Genomic DNA, 23,704 nt, shown 5'->3' on the forward strand with positions numbered 1-23,704 from the left:
AAAAGATCATACCTTAGTTTAATTAGTTTACTCTCCTACTTGTTAAAAATTTCATCCTGATAATTTTAAAATTATTAGGATGGATGTTTTTAAGGTTGTTAAACTCTTTTTAGATTGCAATCATTCTTTTAAAGTATTTTAAAAACTCAACAAAGATTATAACAATACAATCATTTTAAATTATTTTAATACGATTAAAAAGAAGTGAAGAGGATTGAAGATTAAAAATTAACTTTTTAAAATCCTTGCAAGTTTAAGTAAATTTGAAATCAAAAATTCTTTTTTTACGAGTTTAGAATTGGTTTTAAGCTCGTATTCGCTTTTAAGTAAAAGAGTGAAAATTTCTTTATATTGTTCGATTTTTAAACTAAAGGCTTGAGAGCTTAAATTTTGTCCCACTTGAGGGGGTGGAGTGTAGCCTAAAAGCTCTTTAAAATCAATTTTGCCATTGATTTTAGCATAAAGTGCGATTTTAAATAAACGATAAAAAGAATTATATAAAGAGTTGATTAAAGCAATTTCATTAAAATTATCTAAAATTTTTTCAAGTTCGCTTTTAAAGTCTTGTTTTTTTAAAATTTTCTCAAAAAAGCTTTCAAAACTTCCTGTATTTAAACTATAGCAGTATTGTTCTATGGTTTTTTCATCTACTCTTAAACCACTAAATTTATTAAGCTCACTCGCAGCAAGATACAAGTTTTCATCAAAACTTGTAAAAAGAGTAAATAAAGCATTTTGAGTGATTTCAACCCTTAGTTGTTTTGCTTTTATGCTTAAAAGCTCCACGCCTTCTTTAGCTCCGTTAGCTTTAAAAAATCTTACAAAATGAGGAGAAAAAATTTTTTCTATGTCGCTTTGCTTTGAACTTTCATCATAAAGTTCTAAAAGAAAGAAATTGTTCGCATTGTTTTTGCAAAGTTCGACTAAAATTTTAAGATCTTTTATTGGAATTTTTTTAGAAGTTTTGATTTCTAGTAATTTTTTTTCGCTAAAAAGCGATCCTGTGCTTAAAAAATCACTTGCATGAGTGAAGTTGTATTCTTCAAAAAAAAGCTTTAGAGTTTCATCGGGTTTATATTTTTCTTTTATAAATTCAGCATAAAGTTCGCTTTGAAAATTATCTGCTCCATAAAGAAAGAAAAAATTAGGTATTGAATCTTTAGAAAGTAGGGTTTGAAGCTCTTTTCTATACATTTTCTTCCTTTATAAGTCTTTGGGTGATTTTAGCATAAATTTTTGCCATAACTATATCCGCTTCCATGATTTGCACTTCAACACTTTCTAGTAAATTTACACGCGTATCATAAAGGATTATATCCGCTCCTTTGATTTCATCATCTAGTTTGGCTATGCAAACTCCATCATTTTGCACAACTAAAGCTTTAAATTTTTTGCCTATATTTTTAGCTGCCCATCTAGCAAATTTTCTATCCATAAAATCAAAAGCAACCTTATCCGCCTCTCTTTCAAGCATACTAAGACTCTCGCAAGTGCTTTCTATGTTTAAAAGCAGATAATTAAAAAGTTTTTCATCGTTTTTTTGTTTGGCTTTTAAAAGTCTGTGTAAAATAAGATCAGAATACCTTCTTATAGGGCTTGTAAAATGTGAGTATTTATCAAAACCTAAGCCAAAATGTCCCGCATTTACGCTAGAGTATTCCGCTTTTTTTTGTGCTTTGATGATGAGTTTATCTACTTCTGCTCTTAAATTTAACTCATCGGCTAAAGCTTGTATGTCTCGTATGAGTTCAGGAAGATTGGGCTTAAAATTTACATCGATTCCGAGTTCGCGTAATTCATTTAAAAGTTTATCGATTTTTCTTGTATCAGCACTTAAGTGATTTCTAAAAACGCCTATATCTATGAGTTTTGCTGCGGCTTTATTGGCTAAAAGCATACAATCTTCGATCAAATTATGCGAAGGTGTGTCTTTTTCAAAAACTGTGCTTTTTAGACTTAAATTTTCATCTAAATTCATTCTTAATTCTTCGGTGCGAAATTCAAAGGCATTTTTAAGACGCATTTTGCGTAAATTTTTTGTGATTTCAAAAAGCTCATAAAGCCATGAAAGTTCTTTTAAATCAGGTTTTTGTACCAAAATTTCATCAACTTCATCGTAATTAAAACGGCGTTTTGAGTTGATAATACCTTCAAAAAGTTCTTCTTTGATGACTTTATTTTCATGATCGAGCGTGATTTTAAAACAATACGCTAAGCGATCTAAATGAGGTTTTAAAGAACAGATATTTTCACTTAAAGGACGAGGTAACATAGGTATAGCAATATGTGGAAAATAAATAGAAAATCCACGATTTCTTGCTTCTTTATCTATAGCACTATAAGCATAAACATATTCGCTAACATCAGCAATAGCTACATAAATTTCTCGTTTTTGAGTGTCAAAATAAATCGCATCATCAAAATCTTTTGCATGTATAGGATCTATAGTGCAAAAAGGCAAGGCTCTTAAATCCATGCGATTTTCATACATACTCGCATCAACACTATCGCCGTTTGCTAAGGCTTCTTTGATACAAGCGTCGCTAAATTCGTTATTTTTATTAAAAAGAGCTAAGGAGATTTTTTCATCTATACTTTCATCATCAATATGCCCTAAAACTTCTATGATATTGTTATTTTCATTTTCTATTTTTAAAACTGTTCCTAAAGGTAGTGCTTTTAAGGATTTTTGAGAAGCTTTTAAGGCAGTGCTTAATCCTGTTTTGATATTCATTCCAAGTACGGCTTCACCATACCTTTTGGTGATCACTAAAGAGGTTTCATTGGCTCTTTTTAGAACCAAAATTACCTTTGCACTGGGGCGTTTTTTCTTTAAAGGTAGAAGTTTTACTGCGACTATATCTTTATAGTTTGCACCTTTTAGGTTTTTGTTTTCTATCAAAAGATCTTTTTTGAAACTTTCATCAAAGCATTGTAAAAAACCTGTGCCTTTGCTTGAAATATCAAGTACTCCAAAGGCAAAACCATTGTTAAGATAGTATTTGTTTTTGTGTTCTTTGATGATATGATTAGCTAAAAGCTCTCTTAAAATTTGTTTAAATTCATTGCTTACTTCGTGAGAGCTAATGCCATAACTAAGACTGTTTAAAAATTCTTTCACTTTTGATACTTTATGATTTTTTGTAAAATTCTTACATAAAGTTTATAAAAAAAATATGAAATTTATACTTTAATTGCTATAATAATACCTTTAATTTTTGAATTTTTAAGGAGTGAATATGGCTATTACAGTATATTATGATAAAGATTGTGATTTAAATTTAATCAAATCAAAAAAAGTAGCAATTATAGGCTTTGGCTCTCAAGGACACGCTCATGCGATGAATTTAAGAGATAATGGCGTAAATGTAATTATCGGACTTCGCGAAGGTAGTGTAAGTGCTGTTAAAGCAAAAAATGCTGGTTTTGAAGTAATGAGTGTAAGTGAGGCTTCTAAGACAGCAGATATGATTATGATTTTAGCTCCTGATGAAATTCAAGCAGATATTTTTAATGTCGAAATAAAACCAAATTTAAGTGAAGGTAAGGCTATAGCTTTTGCGCACGGTTTTAATATCCACTATGGTCAAATTGTTGTTCCAAAAGGTGTAGATGTTATTATGATAGCACCTAAAGCACCAGGACATACAGTAAGAAATGAATTTACTTTAGGTGGTGGAACTCCTTGCTTGATAGCTATTCATCAAGATGAAAGTAAAAATGCTAAAAATTTAGCCTTAAGTTATGCGAGTGCGATTGGGGGCGGACGCACAGGTATTATAGAAACAACCTTTAAAGCTGAAACAGAAACAGATCTTTTTGGTGAACAAGCCGTGCTTTGTGGTGGACTTAGTGCTTTGATTCAAGCAGGTTTTGAGACTTTAGTTGAAGCAGGTTATGAACCTGAAATGGCTTATTTTGAGTGTTTGCATGAAATGAAACTCATTGTGGATTTGATTTATCAAGGTGGTATTGCAGATATGCGTTATTCTATCTCAAATACTGCAGAATACGGCGATTACATCACAGGGCCAAAGATTATTACTGAAGAGACTAAAAAAGCGATGAAAGGTGTTTTAAAAGATATACAAAATGGTGTTTTTGCAAAAGATTTTATCTTAGAACGCCGTGCAGGTTTTGCTAGAATGCATGCAGAACGCAAAAATATGAATGATTCTTTGATAGAAAAAACAGGACGCAATTTGCGTGCTATGATGCCTTGGATCAGTGCTAAAAAATTAGTAGATAAAGATAAGAACTAAACATTGTCAAAGAAAAAATTAGTTCAAATTCAGCGTTATTTAATCATAGCTATACTTTTTTTACTTTGTATAGCTTTAGCTTTGGGAATTTTAGTAAAATATCAAAATTCCCAAGATGTTTCTTCTGTTAAGCCGGATTATTTTGTTGATAAACAAGAAGATTTAATTTCATTAAACAAAGATCATTATGAAATTGGTATTTTTCAAGAGAATGAGTTTGATAATAATAAATCTGTAAGTATTTTAGAGCAAAAAATTCAAGAAATTGATGATTTAAATACAAGTTTAAATGAGCAAAATTTAAGCAGCGTGGAGCAGAATTTAAGTTTAGAGCAAAATCAGAGTTTAGAACAAAATTTTATTCCAAAAGATACAAATTTAACCCAAGATCAAAATTTAACTTTTGATGAAGATATTCATTTAAATAAAATTTCTAAAAAACCAAAACTTGCTATTATTATCGATGATATGGCAAATGCAATTCAGGTTAGAGGTTTAAAAGCTTTAAATTTAAAGTTAAATCCTTCTTTTTTTCCGCCAGATAAAAACCATAGCGAAACGCCAAAACTTGCTTTAAAATTTGATTTTTATATGGTGCATTTACCTTTAGCAGCGATTAATTACAATAAACCCGAGCTTGATACTTTAAATCCAAATGATAGCAAAGAAAGAATTTTTAAAAAAATCAAGCAAATTAAAAAAGATTTTAAGGATTTAAGATATATCAATAATCACACAGGAAGTTTATTTACAAGCAATGAAGAAGCTATGAGAAAGCTTTACGAGGCTTTAAAAAATCAAAATATATTTTTTGTAGATTCTAAAACTATAGGAAATTCTAAGGCAAATAAAATCGCTAAAGAACTCAGTATGCCTTATATACAAAGAGATGTGTTTTTGGATAATGAAGATGATGTTAATTATGTTAAAAAACAACTTGAAAGTGCAGTAAAACTTGCACAAAAAAAAGGTTTTGTTATAGCCATAGGACATCCTAGGAAAAATACTTTTAAAGCTTTAGAGCAAAGTAAGGATTTGTTAAAAGGCGTTGATCTTGTGTATTTGAGTGAAATTTATGGCAAGTGAAATTTTGCCTGATGAATTTTTGAAACTTTTTAAAGATTTAAAAAAGCCTCCTAAAAAATTACACTACAAAGGAAATTTATCTTTATTAAGACAAGATAAAATCGCTATTATAGGTTCAAGGCGTATGAGTGTTTATACGAAAAATTGTGTTTTTTCCTTAGCGAGTATGCTTAAAAATACCCATCTTTGCGTGGTAAGTGGCGGTGCTTTAGGTGTGGATATCACTGCAAGTATGGCAGCTATGCCAAATACTATAGGTATTTTTGCTAATGGTTTGGAACAAATTTACCCAAGAACTAATGAAAAAATCATTAAACAAATTTATGAAAATGCTTTAGCTTTAAGCGAATACGAAGATGATTATTTGCCAAAAAATTATGACTTTTTACTAAGAAACCGTTTGGTTATTGCTTTAAGTAAGGCTGTTGTGGTTGCACAAGCAGATATAAAAAGTGGTTCTATGCAAAGTGCAAGGCTTGCTTTAGAGCTTAATAAGCCTTTATATGTTTTACCGCAAAGACTAGGAGAAAGCACAGGGTCTAATTTGCTTTTAAAGGAAAATAAAGCAAAGTTAATCTGTGATTTTAAAGAATTTGTAAGTGAGTTTGCAAATATAGATATAAATCAAGATGAATTTTTAGAGTTTTGTAAAAAAGGTGTGAGTGTTGATGAGGCTTTAAAAATTTATGGACAAAAAGTTTATGAATACGAACTTGAAGGAAAAATTTCCATAGAAGGGCTTTTTATAAGGGTTTTAGTATGAGAGCTTTGGCTTTAGATGTAGGTTTAAAACGCATAGGTGTAGCACTTTGCGTAGATAAAAAGATCGCTTTGCCTTTAGATGCAGTTTTAAGAAAAAATCGCAATCAAGCCGCTAATGAAATTAAAAATTTACTTAAAATACATGAAATTTCTTTACTCATTGTAGGTATTCCTAAGGGTGGGTCAAGTGAAGAAGAAATGACAAGACGCATTAAGCATTTTGTTTCTTTGCTTGAATTTGATAAAGAAATTTGCTTTGTAGATGAAAGCGGAACAAGTAAAGAAGCTTTAGGATACGGCATAGCAAATACACACAAAAAAGATGGTAAATTAGACTCTTTGGCTGCTTTTATCATGATAAAGGATTATTTTGCTCTCTAGAATAGAAAAACTTTATACCAAAGATGAAATGCAAAATATTTTATCTTCTTTTACTCAAGAAAAAAATGTTTGCGTATTTGCAAATACTTTAAAAATTAGCACTGAAGAATTAGAAAAAGAATTTTTAAAACAAAATTTAAAATTTAAAAAGATCAATGCTTATTGTTATTTGTTTGACGCCAAAGATAAAGCCATCTTAAGTTCTATGAAAGTTTTTAATGAAGCGTACTTTTATATGCAAAATTATTCTTCTTATTTGTGTGCTTTAAATTTAGAAGTTAAAGCAGGGCAAAGTGTTCTTGATATGTGTGCAGCTCCGGGTGGTAAAAGTATCAATTTTGCAAATTTTATGCAAAATACAGGTTATTTAGCTTGCAATGAGATGAGTAGGGATAGATTTTTTATTTTGCAAAAAAATCTTAAAAATTACGGCGTGAATGCTAAAGTTTTTATGAAAGATGGTAAAAATATAGGCAATTTATGTCCTTTAAAATTTGATAAAATTTTACTTGATGCACCTTGTTCAACTTTTGCTAAAATAGGTTTTGATTTGGAAAAAAGTTATAAAGAAATCAAAAATATTGCAAAAACTCAAAAAAAACTTCTACATTCTGCTTTAAAGGCATTAAAAATAGGCGGAGAGCTTGTATATAGTACTTGCACCTTTACCAAAGAAGAAAATGAAGAAGTGATAGAGAATGCTTTAAAAAGCGAGTTTAAATTAGAGCTTTTAGATATTGATTTGGAAAATGTTGAGGCTAAAGCAGGGCAAAGTGAAGAATTTGCTGAAATTTCAAAATGCAGACGGATTTTACCAAGCTTAGACTATGATGGATTTTTTATAGCTAAGCTTAGGAAATTATGTTAATTGATAAAATTATTCACATTTAAATACAAATTCATAAAAAAACTTAAAAAACAATAAATAATTTTTTCTTTATTTTAAAGCTTAAAGTTCTATTTTTAAGTACTTTGAAAAGAAAATCACAGCGTGAAAAGGCTGTGAATAAAGTTGAAATTTTTTTAACCTTAAAAAGATGAAATTAGTCTGATTGTATTTTTTGCAGTTTTGGAGCTATTACAGCTTGACAATATCCTTGATTGGGATTATTTATAAAATAATGTTGATGATAGTTTTCAGCTTTGTAGTAAGTTTGCAATCTTGAAATTTTAGTAACTATTTTTTTGCTAAATATTTTTTGCTGTTCTTCGATGAAATTTTGAGCTAAAATTTTATCTTCTTCATTTTCGTAAAAGATTATTGAGCGATATTGTATACCAATATCTCCACCTTGTTTATCTATACTTGTTGGATCATGAATTTTAAAAAAGAGTGTTAAGATTTCAAGAAGAGAGATTTGTTTTTCATCGTAATTTATTTTGACAACTTCTATGTTACCATCACCATTACACACGCTTTCATAGCTAGGATTTGGATTTCCTCCGCTATATCCAACTTCAGTATCGATTACACCTTTTAGGCGTTCAAATACGGCTTCAACACACCAAAAACAACCACCACCTAAAACGATATTTTTCATTGCGAGTTTTCCTTGAGTTTAGCCCTTTGAAGGGCTAGGATTATTTGTAGTTTTTGATTGCTTTTTCTAAAATTTCAATTGCAGCTTTTTCATCTTTAAAATCTTGTACTTTAACCCATTTATTTGGTTCTAAAATTTTATAAGTTTCAAAGAAATTTTTGATTTTATTTAAAGTTGCTTGTGGCAAATCTGTGTAAGTTTTTATATTATCATATCTTGCATCTATTTTTGAATTTGGAACCGCAAGAAGTTTTTCATCCATTCCGCTTTCATCTTCCATGATTAAAACACCGATTAAGCGGCAAGGAATCACGGCTCCAGCTTGGATAGGATATTCATTAAGCACTAAAATATCCACAGGATCACCATCATCAGCCAAAGTATTGGCAATAAAACCATAGTTTGCTGGGTAAAACATCGCACTAGCCATAACGCGATCTACTATGATAGCACCACTATCTTTATCGATTTCATATTTTATGTTTGAGCCGTATGGAATTTCGATTACGGCATTGATTTTATTTGGAATATCTCCGATTTTGATTTTGCTTAAATCCATTTTTTCTCCTTATATACTTTGAATTTTTTTAATCAGTTCTTTCATGTCTGCAACGATAGGTTCGATAGTGCGTTCCCCATCGATAATAAAATGAAGTTTTTTCTTTTGATAAAAATCTAAAATTTCATTTAAAGGTTCTGTATAAACTTTCATTCTATTGTAAAATACTTCTTCATTATCATCTGCACCACGATTTCTGCCTAAAACTCTTTCTTTGGCAACTTCTTCGCTTACTCTTACTTCTATGACACCTTTAAGACAAATTTCATTTTGCTCACTTAAAACCTTGTCAAATTCCATCATTTGTTCTACGCTTCTTGGATAGCCATCGATGATGATAGTTTTAGTTGGAGCAGCTTTTAGTGCGCAAACTATAGTATTTACAACAACATCTAAAGGAACAAGATTGCCTTTGGATATAAAACTATCTATAGTTTTTCCAAGTTCACTCCCGCTTGCTACTTCAGCTCTTAAAAGATCGCCTGTTGAATAGTGTGTGATATTTGTCGCATCTGCTTGTGCGATTAAACTAGCATCGGTAGTTTTTCCACTACCTGGTGCACCTATGATTAAAAACAATTCTTTCATTTTATATTCTCCCTTAATTTGATTCCTAATTCTCTCATTGCTTCATTGTTAGCAGGTGATGGTGCATCTGTCATTAAGCATTGCGCTCTTTGGGTTTTTGGAAAGGCTATAACCTCTCTTATGCTGTTTGCTCCTGTAACTAGCATGATGAGTCTATCAAGTCCTATAGCAATACCTCCATGTGGTGGAGCACCAAAACTTAAAGCATCAAGCAAGAAACCAAATTTTTCTTTTTGTTGTTCTTCATCTATATTTAAAAGTTTAAATACTTTTTGCTGAATATCGTTTTTATGGATTCTTATACTACCTCCACCTAGCTCAACGCCGTTTAGTACTACATCATAAGCGATAGATGAAATTTCTTCTAAATCAGCTTCATTGATATTTTTTGGCATAGTAAAAGGATGGTGCATCGCAGAATAACTTCCGTCATCATTTTGCTCAAACATAGGAAAATCAACAACCCATAAGAATTCTAAGGCATTTGGATCTATAAGATTTAACTCGTTGGCTAAGAAAATTCTAAATCTTCCCATATAATCAAGCACGGTTTTTTTAGCTCCTGCACCGAAAAATACCACATCTCCTACTTCAAGCTCACAGCGTTTGCTTAGCTCATTTAAATCTTCTTCGCTAAAGAATTTGCAAAGTGGACCTTTAAGCCCATCTTCTTTAACTTGTATAAAAGCTAAGCCTTGGGCACCAAATTTACGCACAAATTCTTCAAATCTTTGCATTTGTCTTTTTGAAAAAATAGTATCGCCTTTTGGAACACGTATGGCTTTGATGCGATTTTTCTTTGTATCTTTGGCAATATTTGCAAAAATTTCATTATTTGACTTAGCAAAAATATCAATCACATCAATAAATTTAAGATCAAATCTTAAATCTGGCTTATCAGAGCCATAATTCTCCATAGCGTCTTTGTATTGCATTTGCCTAAAAGGGGTTTGAATTTCTTTGCCGCAAGCTTTGAAAATATCTTTTAAAAAAGTTTCGGCTACATTGATCACATCTTTTTGTTCACAAAAACTCATTTCAACATCAATTTGTGTGAATTCAGGTTGGCGATCAGCTCTTAAATCTTCGTCTCTAAAACATTTTGCGATTTGAAAATAACGATCAAAACCGCTACACATTAAAAGTTGTTTGAAAAGCTGAGGGCTTTGCGGAAGAGCATAAAATTCACCCTGATGCACACGAGAAGGCACGAGATAATCTCTTGCGCCTTCAGGAGTAGCTTTGGTAAGAATAGGGGTTTCAACTTCTAAAAATCCCATATTTGCCAAAGAATTTCTAGCTGCTATACAAGCTTTAGAACGCAGGGCAAAATTTTCATAAAGTTTAGGATTTCTTAAATCTAAAAAGCGATATTTTAAACGTAATTCTTCATTTACACTTTCATCAGCGATAGCAAAAGGAGGCACGGCACTTTCATTTTCTATGGTAAGTTTAGAAACAACTACTTCGATTTCTCCTGTTTTTAATTTAGGATTTACAAGTCCTTCGCCACGCGGACGAATAGCACCTTCTGCAATAAGTACAAATTCATTTCTTGCATTGGAAGCAATTTCATGAGCTTCTTTACTATCATTTGGATCGCAAACAAGTTGGATAATACCACTTCTATCTCTTAAATCTATAAAAATAACTCCACCATGATCGCGGTAGCTATTTACCCAACCGCAAAGTTTAACGCTTTGACCAACATGGGAAATTCCCAAGTCTGTATTATAATGACTTCGCAAATTTATTCCTTGAAAAAGATTTTTTAAGATAATGAGCAAAATTATAGTATTTTTATTCTTTTGCTTTGCTAAGATTTGATATAATTTTTTATGCAAAATAAAATAGATCATAAAAATATTAAAAAAATTGGACTTGTTACACGACCCAATGTGAGTTTAGATAAGGAAATTTTAAAACTTCAATCGATTTTATCTATATATAAAGTTGAACTTGTATTGTTTAAAGAAAGTTCTGAAATTTTAGATTTGCCAAAGTATGGATTGGATGATTTGTTTAAAATATCCGATTTTGTTATTTCTTTAGGTGGAGATGGAACTTTGATTTCTTTATGCCGTAAAGCTTGTGAATATGATAAAGCAGTTTTAGGAATTCATGCTGGGCATTTAGGTTTTTTAACAGATTTTAAAGTTGATGAAGCTGAAAATTTTTTTCAAGCTTTTTTTCAAGGAGAATTTAGAATAGAAAAGCCTTATTTGTTAAGTGTTTTTTTAGAAGATAAGCAAGGAAAAATTTTAGAAAAATTGGCTTTTAATGATGTGGTTATTAGTAAAAATAATCAAGCTTCTATGGCTCATATAGAAGTTTTTAGAAAAGAAAAGAAATTTAATGAATATTTTGGAGATGGGCTTATTGTTGCAACTCCTGCGGGTTCAACAGCTTATAATTTAAGTGCAAATGGGCCCATAGTTTATACTTTAGCTCAAGCTTTTATCTTAACTCCTGTTTGTTCTCATTCTTTGACACAACGCCCTATTGTCTTGCCAAAAGGTTTTGAAATAGAGATTATGGCAAAGGATTGCATACTTTGCATTGATGGGCAAGAAAATTATAAAATGAATAATTTTAAAAGTATAAAAGTGGGTTTAAGTAATAAAAATGTGGCTTTAATTCACCCAAAAAATAGAGATTATTTTCAAATTTTAAAAGAAAAATTACACTGGGGAAATTGATGATAAATAGAATTTTTATGAAAGAAAATCTTGGTTTTAAAAAGGCTGAGCTTGAAATTTCTAAAGGACTTACCGTTTTTACAGGGTTAAGTGGAGCTGGAAAATCGGTCTTGTTTAAAGGAATTTTATCCGCATTTTCTTTGAGTGAAAGTGAGGCTAAAATTGTTGAAATAGAACTAGATGATAAATTAGATTTAGAAAGTTTTGGCATAGAAAGCGAAGAGGAGAATGTTTTTAAGCTTTTAAAAGAAAAAAACACAAAATATTTTATTAACAATCAAAGCATAGCGAAAAAAAGTTTGCAAAATTTAAGTAAAACTTTTATTAAGTATTTAAGCGCAAAGGAAAATAACGAATTTGGAAATGAAAAATTTTTAAATCTCTTAGATGCCTTGGAAATGCAAGAAAATACAAATTTTGTTTCCTTTTTGGAAGATTTTAAAAAAGATTTTAATGCTTATAGTCAAATTTCTAATGAGCTTAATGCAATTTTAGAAGAAGAAAAAAAAGTAGAAGAATTAAAAGAATTAGCTAGAGTGCAAATTGAAAAAATTTCAAGCATTAATCCTAAAATAGGCGAGTATGAAGAGCTTTTAATACTTAAAAAGAAGCTTTCTAAAAAAGATAAATTAGAAGAAGCTTGGAGTAAGGCAGAGCGTATTTTTGAGCTTGAAAAAGTTGTTATTGAAGCTTTAAATTTAAGCGAAGTTGATGCGAGTTTTTTTAGTGAATGTTTAAATGAATTGCGTGTGATTTGTGAAAATCAAAAAATGGAAGATTTGGATTTTGATGTGGAGACACTTTTAGATCGCATTGAAAATTTATCCTATCTCATCAAGCGTTATGAAAGCATAGAAAATGCTTTAGAAGTTTTAAAACAAAAAAAACATGAACTAGAACATTATGAAAATTTAAGTTTTGAAAAAAAAGAACTTGAAAAAAAATTTCAAGAATCAAAACAAAAATTAGAAGAAAAAGCACAAATTTTAACTCAAACAAGAAAGAAAAACCTTAAAAAATTAGAAAAATGTTTAAATAATTATCTTAAAGAACTTTATATGAAAGATGCAAGTTTGACGCTTAAAGAAAGTGGAAAAATTTCAATTTTAGGCAAAGATGAGATAATGCTAGATATTAATTTAGCTCATTTAAAAAATTTAAGTTCAGGTGAATTAAATCGCTTAAGACTTGCTTTTATAGCTACAGAATGTAAAATTTTAAATGCAGGTAAAGGGATATTATTTTTAGATGAAATCGATGCAAATTTAAGTGGAAAAGAGGCTATGAGTATAGCTAAGGTTTTAGAGGAGCTTTCTAAGTTTTATCAAATTTTTGCTATTTCTCATTTACCCCAACTTTCCTCTAAGGCACATAATCATTTTTTAGTTGAAAAAAATGGCGAAGAAAGTAAGGTAAAAAAGCTTGATCAAAAAGAAAGAATTAAAGAGCTTGCTAGGATGGTAAGTGGAGAGCTTGTTAGTGATGAAGCAATCGAATTTGCTAAGACCTTGTTTAAGAATTAAGCGGATTTTTTATTTTACTATGTTAAAATATATAACTATAAAATTTCCTTTCTTTTGAAATAAATATATTAAAAATTTTAGATATAAAGGTATTTTACACACTATGAATAAGAAAATTTTAATTATTGATGATAATAAAATGCTCGGCAAACTTTTAGCTAAAAAAATTCAAATGACTTTAGATTATGAGGTAGATATTGCTTTTGGTTTTGCTGAAGCCAAGGAGTTAATGAACAATAATTATTTTTTAGCTTTTGTAGATTTATGTTTACCGGATGCCCCAAATGGTGAAGTTGTGGATTATGTTATAGAAAAGAAAATTCCTGCTATTGTTCTTACGGCTAGTGGTGATAAGGCTACTAAAGAAAAATTTATGGATAAAGATATATTAGATTATATTTTTAAAGAAAGTGAAACTTGCATTGATGAGATTATTAGTTCTATTATAAAACTTAATCAATATGCAAAAACTAAAGTGATTTTAGCTATGAGCAAGCTACCTGAACGTAATGAAATTAAAAAAATACTTACTCAAAGACAATTTAATGTTTTAGCTGCAGCTCATGGTGAAGAAGCAATGAGTTATTTAAATGATAATAATGATGTTAAGCTTATTATAGCAGATGTCAATATGCCAGTAATTAGTGGTTTTGAGCTTTTAACTCAAGTAAGAGAGCGTTTTAGTGATGATGAATTAGGTGTGATTCTTTTGGGGGATCATAATGATTCATTTGAAGCGAATTCTTTTAAAAATGGAGTTAATGAGTATTTGTTCAAGCCTTTAAGCAAAGAAAGCTTTAATTGCCGCTTAGATCGTTGTTTATCTTATATGGATGATAAAAAATTTTTAAGCACTTATAATGTTTTAGATCCTGTATCTGGGGTTAAAAATTATAATGCCTTAATCGATGGAATAGATGATTATTTTAATGAAATAGCGACAAAAGACGAGGAATTTGCTTTTGCTTTCTTAGATATAGATAATCTTCAAATGATTAACGATGAATACGGCCGTGAAGTTGGTGATGAAGTAATTAAAATCTGCGCTAATGAAATAGTTAATGAAACTAAAGGAAGAGATCTTGTAGGTAGATATAGTGCAGAAAAAATTTGTATTTTACTTAAAAATATATCCCAAGAAAGAGCGATTAAAATCTTTTCTCGTATACGAGTAAATATAAAAAAGGCTGGTGTTTTGGTTAATTTAGATGAAATCTTTTTTACAGCTTCTATAGGCGTGGTTTTTGGAAAAAGTGGAGATAAGATTGATTCTTTGGTTGATAAAGCAAGTAAAATATTGTCTCAAGCAAAAGATAATGGCAAGGATAGAGTTGAAGTATGTTCTTAAATCTTGATTTTCAAGATGGTTTAAGGATTGTTGATACGCATTGCCATCTAGACAGTGAAGCATTTAAAGATGATTTAGATGAAACTTTAAATCGTGCTTTTAAAAATGGTATAGAGAAAATCATCATACCTGGTGCTGATATAAAAGATTTGCCCTATGCAGCTACAATTGCTCATAAATATAAAAATATTTTTTTTGCAGCAGGGGTGCATCCTTATGAAATTGATAATTATGATGAGAAAATTTTAAGGCAGTATTTATGCGATGAAAAGTGTGTAGCTGTAGGTGAATGTGGGCTTGATTATTTTCGTTTTAAAAGTGATCTTGCTGAAGAAATTCAAAAAGAAAAAGAAAATCAAAAAAAGATTTTTATCGCACAGCTTGAACTTGCTATTGAATTTAAAAAACCTGTTATCATTCACTCAAGAGAAGCAAATCATGATACTTATGAGATTTTACATGGGTATTCTAAGGATCTTGTAGGAGGAGTTTTACACTGCTTTAATGCAAGCGAACATTTGCTAACTCTTTTTGAAGATGGATTTTATTTTGGTATTGGAGGAGTTTTAACTTTTAAAAATGCTAAGAAATTAGTTGAAATTTTACCTAAAATTCCAAAAGATAGACTGCTACTTGAAACTGATGCTCCATATCTTACTCCAGAGCCTTATCGCGGTAAAAGAAATGAACCTTTGTTAACTCAATTTGTAGCAAACAAAATGTGTGAAGTATTGAATTTATCAAGAAAAGAGCTTCTAGAAATTTGTTTTAATAATTCTGAAAAATTATTTTTTAAAGGTTATTGATGAAAAAAATTTTATTGTGTTTTTTAATATGTTTTAATTTTCTTTTTGCACAAATTAATACTCCTGAATTTTATGAAAGACAAATGAATGTTTTAAGAAATTTAGATATTAATCCAAGTTTTATTAGTGATTTGATTTTCGTGCAAACTCAACAAGATATAAAATCAAAACACGCTCAAACTTTAATAGATAGTATGCAAAATTTTTCAAAAGTTACTCCTATGATAAGAAAAATTTTAGCCCAGCAGGAAGTTCCTGATGAGATTTTGTATCTAGCTATGGTTGAATCAGGCTTGAAAACTCATAGCGTTTCTAATGCCAAGGCTGTAGGGGTTTGGCAATTTATGCAACCAACAGCTAGAAATTTGGGTTTAAGAATTGATGCTTATGTTGATGAAAGGCGTGATCCGGTCAAGTCAACTTATGCCGCTACAAATTATTTAAAAGAGTTAAAAGAAGAATTTGGCAAATGGTATTTAGCGCTTTTAGCTTATAATTGCGGAAATGGTAAACTAAGACAAGCTATCAAACAAGCAGGAAGTGATGATTTAAGTGTTTTATTGAACCCTGATAAGAAATATCTTTCTTTAGAAACTAGAAATTTTATAAGAAAAATTTTAACGCTTGCTTTTTTAGCCAATGATAGGGATTTTTTACTAGATAAAGATGCGTCTTTAATGAATTATGCTTTAAGCAACGAATTCGCAAAAGTTGATGTGCCTTCTTCTGCATCTTTAAAAGAAATAGCTAAAAATTTAAATATGGATCTTGCAACTTTTAAGAAATATAATCCACAATTTAAACATAATTTTACGCCTCCTGGTAAAGGGTATTATATGTATATACCACTTAATAAAGTAGCATTTTTTGATAAAAATTTTAAAGCAGAAAAACTTGCGAAGGTTGATACAACTATACCTATGACAAGAACTTATATTGTTAAGTCTGGTGACTCTTTATATAAAATAGCAAAAAATTATAATATAAGTGTTGATGAAATTCGAGAATTCAATAAAATAGCAAAAAATCATCTTAGCATTAATCAAAAATTAATTATACCAATCAAGGAGAATAAAAATGCGAATAAAAACAATTACACTAAAGTTGTCAGCCGTTAGTTTGGGGGCTTTATTTTTTAGTGGTTGTTTAGGCACTAGTTTTTTTTCTAGCTTGGATAATGCTCAAGTGTATTATCCTTCAAATGATTTTAAAAGTAGTCCTAGTTCTTCAGGGACTAAAGGAACGATGAAGCCTTATACTATCAACGGCAAAACTTATTATCCTACTGTTGTAGCAGTAGGCGAAACTGCTGATGGTATTGCGAGTTGGTATGGGCCAGGCTTTCACGGCAAGAAAACTTCTAATGGTGAAACCTATAATCAAAATGCTTTAACCGCAGCTCATAAAACTTTACCTATGAATACCATCTTAAAAGTAACCAATCTAAATAACAATCGTCAAGTTACCGTTCGTGTAAATGATAGAGGTCCTTTTGTGAATAATCGTATTATAGATTTATCAAAAGGAGCTGCCAGTCAAATTGATATGATTGCTTCAGGAACAGCTCCAGTAAGGCTTGAGGTTATAGGGTTTGGATCAAGTAATTCGGGTAATAATATTGTACATTCTAATGTAAACTATGGAAATAGTGGAGAGATTGCAAATAATGGACAAATTTATGAAGGTGGAAATTTCATGGTTCAAATTGGAGCCTTTAAAAACCCAGCTGGAGCACAAACGATAGCAGCAAGATATAAAACTTATAGAACTTATAGCTCTACTATACGCACAAGCTCAGTGGATGGATTAAATCGCGTTTTCTTAACAGGCTTTAGAAGTGAAGATGAAGCAAGGGATTTTGCTGCAAGTGGTGCATTTGCAGGTGCATTTGTTGTAAGAGAGTAGAAATTATGACAGAATTGATTTTTTTGGATGTAGATGGCTGTTTAACTGATGGGAAGATTATTTATACTTCTAATGGAGAATTTATTAAAGAATTTGATGTAAAAGATGGAGCGGCTATCGAGGCTTGGCTAAAGCTTGGTAAAAAAATTGCTATTATTACAGGTAGAAATTGTCCTTGTGTTGAAAAAAGAGCTAAAGATTTAAAAATAGAAATTTTATATCAAGGCATCAAGGATAAGTTAGCTTGTGCAAAAGAAATTTTACAAAAACTTAATTTAGATTTTTCTCAGTGTGCGGCTATTGGGGATTATTTTAACGATAAGGCTTTGCTTGAAAGCGTAGGACTTAGTTTTAAGCCAAAAGATGGTCATAAAGATTTAAATGTAGACATAGTGCTTAGCAAAAAAGGTGGTAAGGCTGCTGTAGCACAGATGATAGAAATTTTAGTAGAAAAAAATCATCTAAAAGAAGAATGGAATAGGCTTTGGCTATAAAAATTTTTGGAATTTTAATTGCTCTTTTTACAATTACTTTTACGATTTTAAGTTTGCAAGATCCGTATTCTTTAAATTTGCAAACTAATGCTTTAAATTTTAAAAATATTGAGGCTAAAAATTTGAAAGCTTATGAGAGTAATGCTAGTACAATTAAGGCATATTATAAGGCAAATTCTTGGGTGAGATATGCAGATAGAGATGAATTTAATGATTTTATTACTTTAAATTTAGATTTTAATCTTAGTGCGAATCGTTTAGAGTTTTTCAATAAAGATATGAACAAGGTTTTGTTTGAAGGAAATGTTACTTATATAGGTGCTAATAATGTCAAAATTATTTCTCAAGAGGTAGAATACCAACCTAAGGATAAAATTTTACACACAAATACTAATTTTAAAGCTCTGATCAATGGAAGTATTATTAATGGAAATACTTTAAACTATGATACAAAAAACAAAATTTTAAATATCCAAGGAGTAAATGCGTGGTTGCAAGACAAATAATTTTATTGTTAGCTTGTGTAAGTGTAACTTGGGCAACTCAAATTGAAGTAAAAGCTTTAAATTTTTACTCAGATGAAAATAAGGGTGAAAGTATTCTTAGTGGAAATGTAGAAGTAATTAGGGGTGATGATATTTTAAATTCTGAAAAATTGATTATTTATACGGATAAAAATCGCAAACCTATTCGTTATGAAGCAATGCAAAATGCTACGTTTAAGATTGTTTTAAAGGGTAAAACTTATAAAGGTAGTGGAGATAAATTTATTTATAATGTTATTAAAGATACTTACGAGATTAATGGTCATGCTTATATAAATGAGCTTGGAAGTAATCAAAAACTTTTTGGTGATAAAATAATAGTCGATAGAAAAGCTAATATTTATCGAGTGGAGAGTAAGGATCAAAAACCTGCTCGTTTTGTGTTTGATCTTAAAGACAAATGATAATTAGTGCTAAATTTATCACTTCTTTAGTGAAATTTGATGAGAAATTGAGCTCAAATTTTAGCGAAGTAGCATTTTTGGGGCGTTCCAATGTCGGAAAAAGTTCTTTAATCAATTCTTTGTGTAAACAAAAAAATTTAGCCAAAAGTTCGGCAACTCCTGGAAAAACTCAGCTTATAAATTTTTTCGAAGTAACTTGCAAAAGAAATGAAGAAAAATTTAATATCAATTTTATCGATTTGCCAGGGTTTGGTTATGCAAAGGTTTCTAAAAATTTAAAAGCAATATGGAATCAAAACTTAGATGAATTTTTAAAATTAAGAACCTCGATAAAGTTATTTATACATTTAATCGACTCAAGACATACTCATTTGGAGATCGATGTAAATTTAAATGACTATTTGAAAAGATTTTTACGACCTGATCAAAAAATTTTAAAAGTTTTTACCAAATGCGATAAATTAAATCAAAGTGAAAAAGCTAAGTTAAAAAATGAATTTAAAGACTCTATTTTAGTTTCAAATTTGAATAAATTTGGCCTTGATTCTTTAGAAGATATTATTATCAATCAAACTTTAGGTCTTGATAAATGAGAAGAAATTTAAGTGCTTATAAAGCAAAATTTAATGGAGCTTATGTCTTTTTAGGATTTTTTTTTCTAATCTATCAGATTCTTGGTTCGACTTTTATATATGCTCCGTTACTTTATGGGATTTTTTTCTGTTATATGTTTTGCTTACTAGAAGAGAGAGAAAGAACTTTTTCAAAGCTTGATTTTAGATGGTATTTTTCTTTATTTTTTTTATTTTTTACTGATATAACTTATAATTTTTTTATTTTTTCATCTTGGTTGGCATTTTTTATTTTTTATTATCTTTGTGCAGATTGGATTAAGACAAATTTAAAAATTGGTAAATTTATCCCTGTTGTTTTTGTGCTTTGTGCTTACGGCATTATTTTGTTTTTGGATATGATATTGTCTTATATTGGAGATGAAAAAATTAAAATTTTAGGATGGGCGTATATTGTTTCAGTTTTTATAGAATGTTGTTTAGCTTATGTGTTTTTTAAAGGTAAAATTTAAATGAGAATGCGTTTAGTTGTTGGATTTATACTATTGTTTTTTATATTTTTATTAAGTCGTGTGTATTATTTGAGTATAAAATCAAATGTATATTATGAAGAACTTGCTAAACAAAATGCCATAAAAACTGAATTTTTAGCACCTGTTAGGGGTCAAATTACAGATAGAAATGGAACTTTATTGGCTATTAATGATTTGGGTTTTAGTATTTCTATTAAACCTTATTTAAGTATTAAAAAGTCAAATAAAGGAATTCTAGATAAAGAACTATCTGAACTTGCAAATTTATTTCCTGATTTAAATGCTAGTAAATTAGCAGAAATTTATAAGAGAAATGATTCTTACTATAATCAAGATTTTATTAAAGTTGTAGATTTTATACCTTACGATGAGATTATTCCGCATTATTCAGAGTTAAATCTTAATAAAACAATAAAAATAGATCCTGTTGTAAAAAGAAAATATCCTTTTGGAAAATTGGCTTCGCATATTATTGGGTATGTAGGTAAGGCAAATTTGCAAGATGTTCAAGAAAATGAAATAGCAAAACTTTCTAACTATACGGGAAAAAGCGGTATAGAACGCTATTATAATGATATTTTACAAGGAGAAAAAGGAACTAGGGTTTATAAGGTTAATGCCTTAAATCAAGAAGTAGAACAGCTTTCTTACACTCCTGCTATGTCTAATGATATAGAACTTACGATAGATATAGAGCTTCAGTCTTATTTAACTTCATTGTTTGAAGGGAATGCTGGAGCTGCTATAATTATGAATGTAAATGATGGATCTATTTTAGCTGCAGGGAGTTTCCCTGAATATGATCTTAATCCTTTTGTAACAGGGATCTCTTTTAAGGATTGGGACGAGCTTTCAAATAGTCTTGATCATCCTTTTACAAATAAACTTATAAATGGATATTATCCTCCAGGTTCTGTTGTAAAAATGGGAGTAGGGCTTTCTTTTTTAAATTCTAAAAATATTAGCCCGTCGACTCAATATGTTTGCAATGGAAGCATTGAGCTTGGAGGTAGGTTTTTTAGATGTTGGAATCGATCAGGCCATGGACCTGTGGATTTAAAACATGCGATAAAATATAGTTGTGATGTTTATTTTTATAATGGCAGTTTGCAAGTTGGAATCGATCAAATAAGTGAAACTTTATCTCGCATTGGCTTTGGAGCGAAAACAGGGGTAGATTTACCTAGTGAATTTGTAGGGACTTTACCAAGCAAAGAATGGAAGATGCAAAGATATAGACAATCTTGGTTTCAAGGTGATACTTTAAATACAGCTATAGGTCAAGGTAATTTTCTTGCAACACCTATGCAAATTGCTAGATATACAGCTCAAATCGCAAAAGGTGGAGAGGTTATACCTCATTTTTTAAAAAGTATAGAAAATAATAATACAACTATAGAAAATCAAATGGATGAAAATAAAAAAGAAATTTTTACTTTATTTGAAAAGAGTCAATTGCCTTATATAAGAGATGCAATGTATGCTGTTGCTAATGAGCAAGGAGGAACCTCTTATCGTTATTTGCATAATCTTGATGTGAAAGTTGCAGCAAAAACAGGAACTGCTCAGGTTGTGGGATTTTCACAAACAGATAAAAATAGGGTCGATGAAAAACAATTTGAGTATTATACTAGATCTCATGCGTGGCTTACTTCTTATGCTCCTTATTCTAAGCCAAAATATGTAGTTACCGTTCTTTTGGAACATGGTGGGAGAAATATTACTTCAGGGGTAACTGTAGCTAAAATTTATCAAAAAATGATTGAACTTGGATATTTTAAATAATTTTTAGTTGTAAATTGAGTTTTTCAAAAAAACTTTTTTAGCAATTGGTTTAAAAATCTTGTATTAAACAAATTATAAGTTTAATACAAGGAAAATTTATCTATGTTAACAAAAGTATCTTAAAAGATGGCTTTTGTTCTTTTTTCAAGCCAAACTAGAGCTTTTGGATAATCATCTAGCTTAGGAGAAAGTTTTTCAAATACTTCTTTGTGGTAATTGTTTAACCATTCTTTTTCTTTTTCATCTAACATTTTTATATCAATACAAGATATTTCAAAAGGACAAAGAGTAACAGGTTTAAAGTATAAAAACTCTCCAAAATCTTTATTTTTAGGATTTTCTACTTTGGTATGAATAACTAAATTTTCAAGTCTTATACCCCATTTACCTACTTTATAAATACCTGGCTCTATGGAGGTTAGCATACCTTCTTTGGCTTTTGTTTTTTCAAGCACAGGGGATAGATAAGATAAAACTTGTGGACCTTCATGGACATTTAAAAAATATCCCACGCCATGTCCTGTGCCGTGTATATAGTCAATTTGTTCTTTCCATAAAGGTGCGCGTGTGATTGCATCAAGTAAGGGCATAGCTATATCTTTTGGAAAAATTGCACTGGAAATGGCAATATGTGCTTTTAAAACCAAGGTATAGTCATGAATTTGTTCTGCATTAGCCTTTCCTATTGGTACAACGCGTGTAATATCTGTTGTACCGTTTTTATATTGTCCACCAGAATCAATAAGTAAAAGCCCATCTTTTTTAAGATAAGCAAAACTCTCTTTTGTGGCTTTATAATGTGGATATGCTGCGTTTTCGTTAAAGCCTGCTATAGTGGCAAAACTATCACTTATATAGTACTTGCTTTGTGCTCTAAATTCGCTTGCTTTAGCATCTATGTCTAATTCGCTTATTAATTCTTTATTTTCTATCGCTTCTTCAAGCCAGGCAAAAAATTTACATAAAGCCACTCCATCTTCTATCATAGCATCTTGTATATGCGCTATTTCTTTTGTATTTTTAGCTGCTTTTAAGTGAGTGCTTGGATTAATTTCTTGAATGATTTTTACGCTTTTATCTAAAGAATTTATGAGTAAAGCGGTCATTTTTGAAGGCTCAATAAGCAAATTTGTATTTGCAAGTTTTTCAAGCTCCATGATGATTTCATCATAATTTTTAAGCCAAAACCCATCTAAATTTAATTTTTTTTCAAGTTCTGAATTTACTTTTTTCTGATCAACAAAAAGCAAAGCTTTGTCTTCCAAGATTAGCAAATGACTTAAAAATACAGGATTATAATTTACATCATTCCCTCTTAAATTTGTAAGCCAAGCTATATCATCAAGGCTGGAGATTAAATGAGAGGTAGCATTTAAATTTTTCATTTTTTGACGCACTAATGCTAATTTTTCTTTTCTTAAGTAAGAGCAGTATTCTAGTTCGTGTTCATAAATTTTTTCTTGTGGTAAAGTGGGACGATCTTTCCAAAGTGGACTTATCAAATCTATATGTTTTAAATTTGCCTTGCAATTAATCTGTAAATCTTTTTGTAAAGATAAAGGTAAAAGTGCAAAATCGATGCCTAAAATTTGATCTTCGCTTAAATTTTTTTCCAACCATTTGGTAAAAGTATTTTTAGCATCTTGTTTTTGTAAAAGTATGCCGCTACCTTCTAATTCCTTTTGTGCTTGAAGCCAATATCTTCCATCTACCCACAAAAAGCCCTCTTCTTGTGTGATAAGAACTGTTCCAACAGAACCCTTAAAGCCACTGATAAAGACTCTGTTTTTGTAATATTCTGGTAAATATTCGCTCAAATGCGGATCCGCGCTTAAGATGAGATAGGCGTCAATATTATTTTCTTTCATTAATCTTCTAAGTTCTAATACTCTTTGTTTGTAAATACTCATA

Annotated in this window: 24 protein-coding genes; 17 read left to right on the top strand and 7 right to left on the bottom strand. The window is 30.1% G+C overall.

Annotation, left to right across the window (positions count from 1 at the left end; all coding sequences use genetic code 11):
* Positions 1–228 precede the first annotated feature (228 nt).
* Positions 229–1,194, bottom strand: coding sequence for a DNA polymerase III subunit delta (locus tag AJN64_RS04385; protein ID WP_053872252.1), 966 nt, complete (start codon positions 1,192–1,194; stop codon positions 229–231).
* Positions 1,187–3,121: an RNB domain-containing ribonuclease gene (locus tag AJN64_RS04390; protein ID WP_070292739.1), complete on the bottom strand. Its 1,935-nt coding sequence runs from the start codon at positions 3,119–3,121 to the stop codon at positions 1,187–1,189. Before AJN64_RS04390 ends, AJN64_RS04385 begins: the two co-directional genes overlap by 8 nt.
* A gap of 118 nt (positions 3,122–3,239) precedes the next feature.
* On the opposite strand from AJN64_RS04390, the gene ilvC reads away from it, so the two are divergent.
* From ilvC to AJN64_RS04415, 5 genes are read left to right on the top strand one after another with little or no spacing between them, the layout of a single operon-like run.
* On the top strand, positions 3,240–4,262 hold the full coding sequence (ilvC, locus tag AJN64_RS04395) for a ketol-acid reductoisomerase (protein ID WP_002861333.1): 1,023 nt from the start codon (positions 3,240–3,242) through the stop codon (positions 4,260–4,262).
* A gap of 3 nt (positions 4,263–4,265) precedes the next feature.
* Positions 4,266–5,348 carry a divergent polysaccharide deacetylase family protein gene (locus tag AJN64_RS04400; RefSeq protein WP_053872254.1) on the top strand — a complete coding sequence of 361 codons (1,083 nt, stop codon included), beginning with the start codon at positions 4,266–4,268 and terminating at the stop codon, positions 5,346–5,348.
* Positions 5,338–6,111, top strand: a complete 774-nt coding sequence (locus AJN64_RS04405) for a DNA-processing protein DprA (protein ID WP_053872255.1) — start codon at positions 5,338–5,340, stop codon at positions 6,109–6,111. Before AJN64_RS04400 ends, AJN64_RS04405 begins: the two co-directional genes overlap by 11 nt.
* Complete coding sequence (ruvX, locus tag AJN64_RS04410) at positions 6,108–6,491, top strand: Holliday junction resolvase RuvX (RefSeq protein WP_053872256.1); 384 nt, start codon at positions 6,108–6,110, stop codon at positions 6,489–6,491. The genes AJN64_RS04405 and ruvX overlap by 4 nt, the downstream gene beginning before the upstream one ends.
* A gap of 28 nt (positions 6,492–6,519) precedes the next feature.
* A complete protein-coding gene (locus AJN64_RS04415; RefSeq protein WP_083271916.1) occupies positions 6,520–7,359 on the top strand; it encodes an RsmB/NOP family class I SAM-dependent RNA methyltransferase in 840 nt (279 codons plus the stop codon).
* Positions 7,360–7,534: 175 nt separating this feature from the next.
* On the opposite strand, the gene msrA is transcribed toward AJN64_RS04415, so the two are convergent.
* Genes msrA through aspS form a run of 4 tightly spaced genes read right to left on the bottom strand, consistent with a single transcriptional unit; the run spans position 7,535 to position 10,927 of the window.
* On the bottom strand, positions 7,535–8,032 hold the full coding sequence (msrA, locus tag AJN64_RS04420; protein ID WP_002855174.1) for a peptide-methionine (S)-S-oxide reductase MsrA: 498 nt from the start codon (positions 8,030–8,032) through the stop codon (positions 7,535–7,537).
* Between the two features lie 40 nt (positions 8,033–8,072).
* Positions 8,073–8,591, bottom strand: a complete 519-nt coding sequence (gene ppa / locus AJN64_RS04425) for an inorganic diphosphatase (protein ID WP_070292741.1) — start codon at positions 8,589–8,591, stop codon at positions 8,073–8,075.
* A gap of 9 nt (positions 8,592–8,600) precedes the next feature.
* Positions 8,601–9,179, bottom strand: coding sequence for an adenylate kinase (locus tag AJN64_RS04430; protein ID WP_002855137.1), 579 nt, complete (start codon positions 9,177–9,179; stop codon positions 8,601–8,603).
* On the bottom strand, positions 9,176–10,927 hold the full coding sequence (gene aspS, locus AJN64_RS04435; protein ID WP_053872260.1) for an aspartate--tRNA ligase: 1,752 nt from the start codon (positions 10,925–10,927) through the stop codon (positions 9,176–9,178). Before aspS ends, AJN64_RS04430 begins: the two co-directional genes overlap by 4 nt.
* 90 nt (positions 10,928–11,017) lie before the next feature.
* Between aspS and AJN64_RS04440 the strand changes: the two genes are divergently transcribed.
* The 12 genes from AJN64_RS04440 to mrdA all read left to right on the top strand — a co-directional run bounded on the left by AJN64_RS04440 (position 11,018) and on the right by mrdA (position 21,793).
* On the top strand, positions 11,018–11,878 hold the full coding sequence (locus AJN64_RS04440) for an NAD(+) kinase (protein ID WP_053872257.1): 861 nt from the start codon (positions 11,018–11,020) through the stop codon (positions 11,876–11,878).
* Positions 11,878–13,401: an AAA family ATPase gene (locus tag AJN64_RS04445; protein WP_002861340.1), complete on the top strand. Its 1,524-nt coding sequence runs from the start codon at positions 11,878–11,880 to the stop codon at positions 13,399–13,401. The genes AJN64_RS04440 and AJN64_RS04445 overlap by 1 nt, the downstream gene beginning before the upstream one ends.
* A gap of 103 nt (positions 13,402–13,504) precedes the next feature.
* Entirely contained in the window at positions 13,505–14,749 is a 1,245-nt protein-coding gene (gene cbrR / locus AJN64_RS04450; RefSeq protein WP_044780550.1) for a bile resistance response regulator CbrR, read from the top strand.
* Positions 14,740–15,555 carry a TatD family hydrolase gene (locus tag AJN64_RS04455; RefSeq protein ID WP_002852210.1) on the top strand — a complete coding sequence of 272 codons (816 nt, stop codon included), beginning with the start codon at positions 14,740–14,742 and terminating at the stop codon, positions 15,553–15,555. The genes cbrR and AJN64_RS04455 overlap by 10 nt, the downstream gene beginning before the upstream one ends.
* Entirely contained in the window at positions 15,555–16,673 is a 1,119-nt protein-coding gene (locus tag AJN64_RS04460) for a lytic transglycosylase domain-containing protein (RefSeq protein WP_052858977.1), read from the top strand. The genes AJN64_RS04455 and AJN64_RS04460 overlap by 1 nt, the downstream gene beginning before the upstream one ends.
* A complete protein-coding gene (locus AJN64_RS04465; protein WP_053872258.1) occupies positions 16,633–17,460 on the top strand; it encodes a septal ring lytic transglycosylase RlpA family protein in 828 nt (275 codons plus the stop codon). The genes AJN64_RS04460 and AJN64_RS04465 overlap by 41 nt, the downstream gene beginning before the upstream one ends.
* A gap of 5 nt (positions 17,461–17,465) precedes the next feature.
* Positions 17,466–17,954: an HAD-IIIA family hydrolase gene (locus AJN64_RS04470; protein ID WP_052949640.1), complete on the top strand. Its 489-nt coding sequence runs from the start codon at positions 17,466–17,468 to the stop codon at positions 17,952–17,954.
* A complete protein-coding gene (locus tag AJN64_RS04475) occupies positions 17,945–18,460 on the top strand; it encodes a hypothetical protein (RefSeq protein WP_002871340.1) in 516 nt (171 codons plus the stop codon). Before AJN64_RS04470 ends, AJN64_RS04475 begins: the two co-directional genes overlap by 10 nt.
* On the top strand, positions 18,442–18,903 hold the full coding sequence (locus tag AJN64_RS04480; protein ID WP_002871339.1) for an LptA/OstA family protein: 462 nt from the start codon (positions 18,442–18,444) through the stop codon (positions 18,901–18,903). Before AJN64_RS04475 ends, AJN64_RS04480 begins: the two co-directional genes overlap by 19 nt.
* Entirely contained in the window at positions 18,900–19,496 is a 597-nt protein-coding gene (gene yihA, locus AJN64_RS04485; RefSeq protein WP_002871338.1) for a ribosome biogenesis GTP-binding protein YihA/YsxC, read from the top strand. Before AJN64_RS04480 ends, yihA begins: the two co-directional genes overlap by 4 nt.
* On the top strand, positions 19,493–19,987 hold the full coding sequence (locus AJN64_RS04490; protein ID WP_002855248.1) for a membrane protein: 495 nt from the start codon (positions 19,493–19,495) through the stop codon (positions 19,985–19,987). The genes yihA and AJN64_RS04490 overlap by 4 nt, the downstream gene beginning before the upstream one ends.
* Positions 19,988–21,793: a penicillin-binding protein 2 gene (gene mrdA, locus AJN64_RS04495; RefSeq protein ID WP_052949642.1), complete on the top strand. Its 1,806-nt coding sequence runs from the start codon at positions 19,988–19,990 to the stop codon at positions 21,791–21,793.
* A 119-nt stretch (positions 21,794–21,912) separates the two neighbouring features.
* Here mrdA and AJN64_RS04500 read toward each other — a convergent pair whose 3' ends face one another.
* Positions 21,913–23,703: an aminopeptidase P family protein gene (locus AJN64_RS04500; protein WP_053872604.1), complete on the bottom strand. Its 1,791-nt coding sequence runs from the start codon at positions 23,701–23,703 to the stop codon at positions 21,913–21,915.
* Between the last annotated feature and the right edge of the window lies 1 nt (position 23,704).

The organism is Campylobacter sp. BCW_4332 (assembly GCF_001763175.1).
Classification (GTDB): Bacteria; Campylobacterota; Campylobacteria; order Campylobacterales; family Campylobacteraceae; genus Campylobacter_D; species Campylobacter_D jejuni.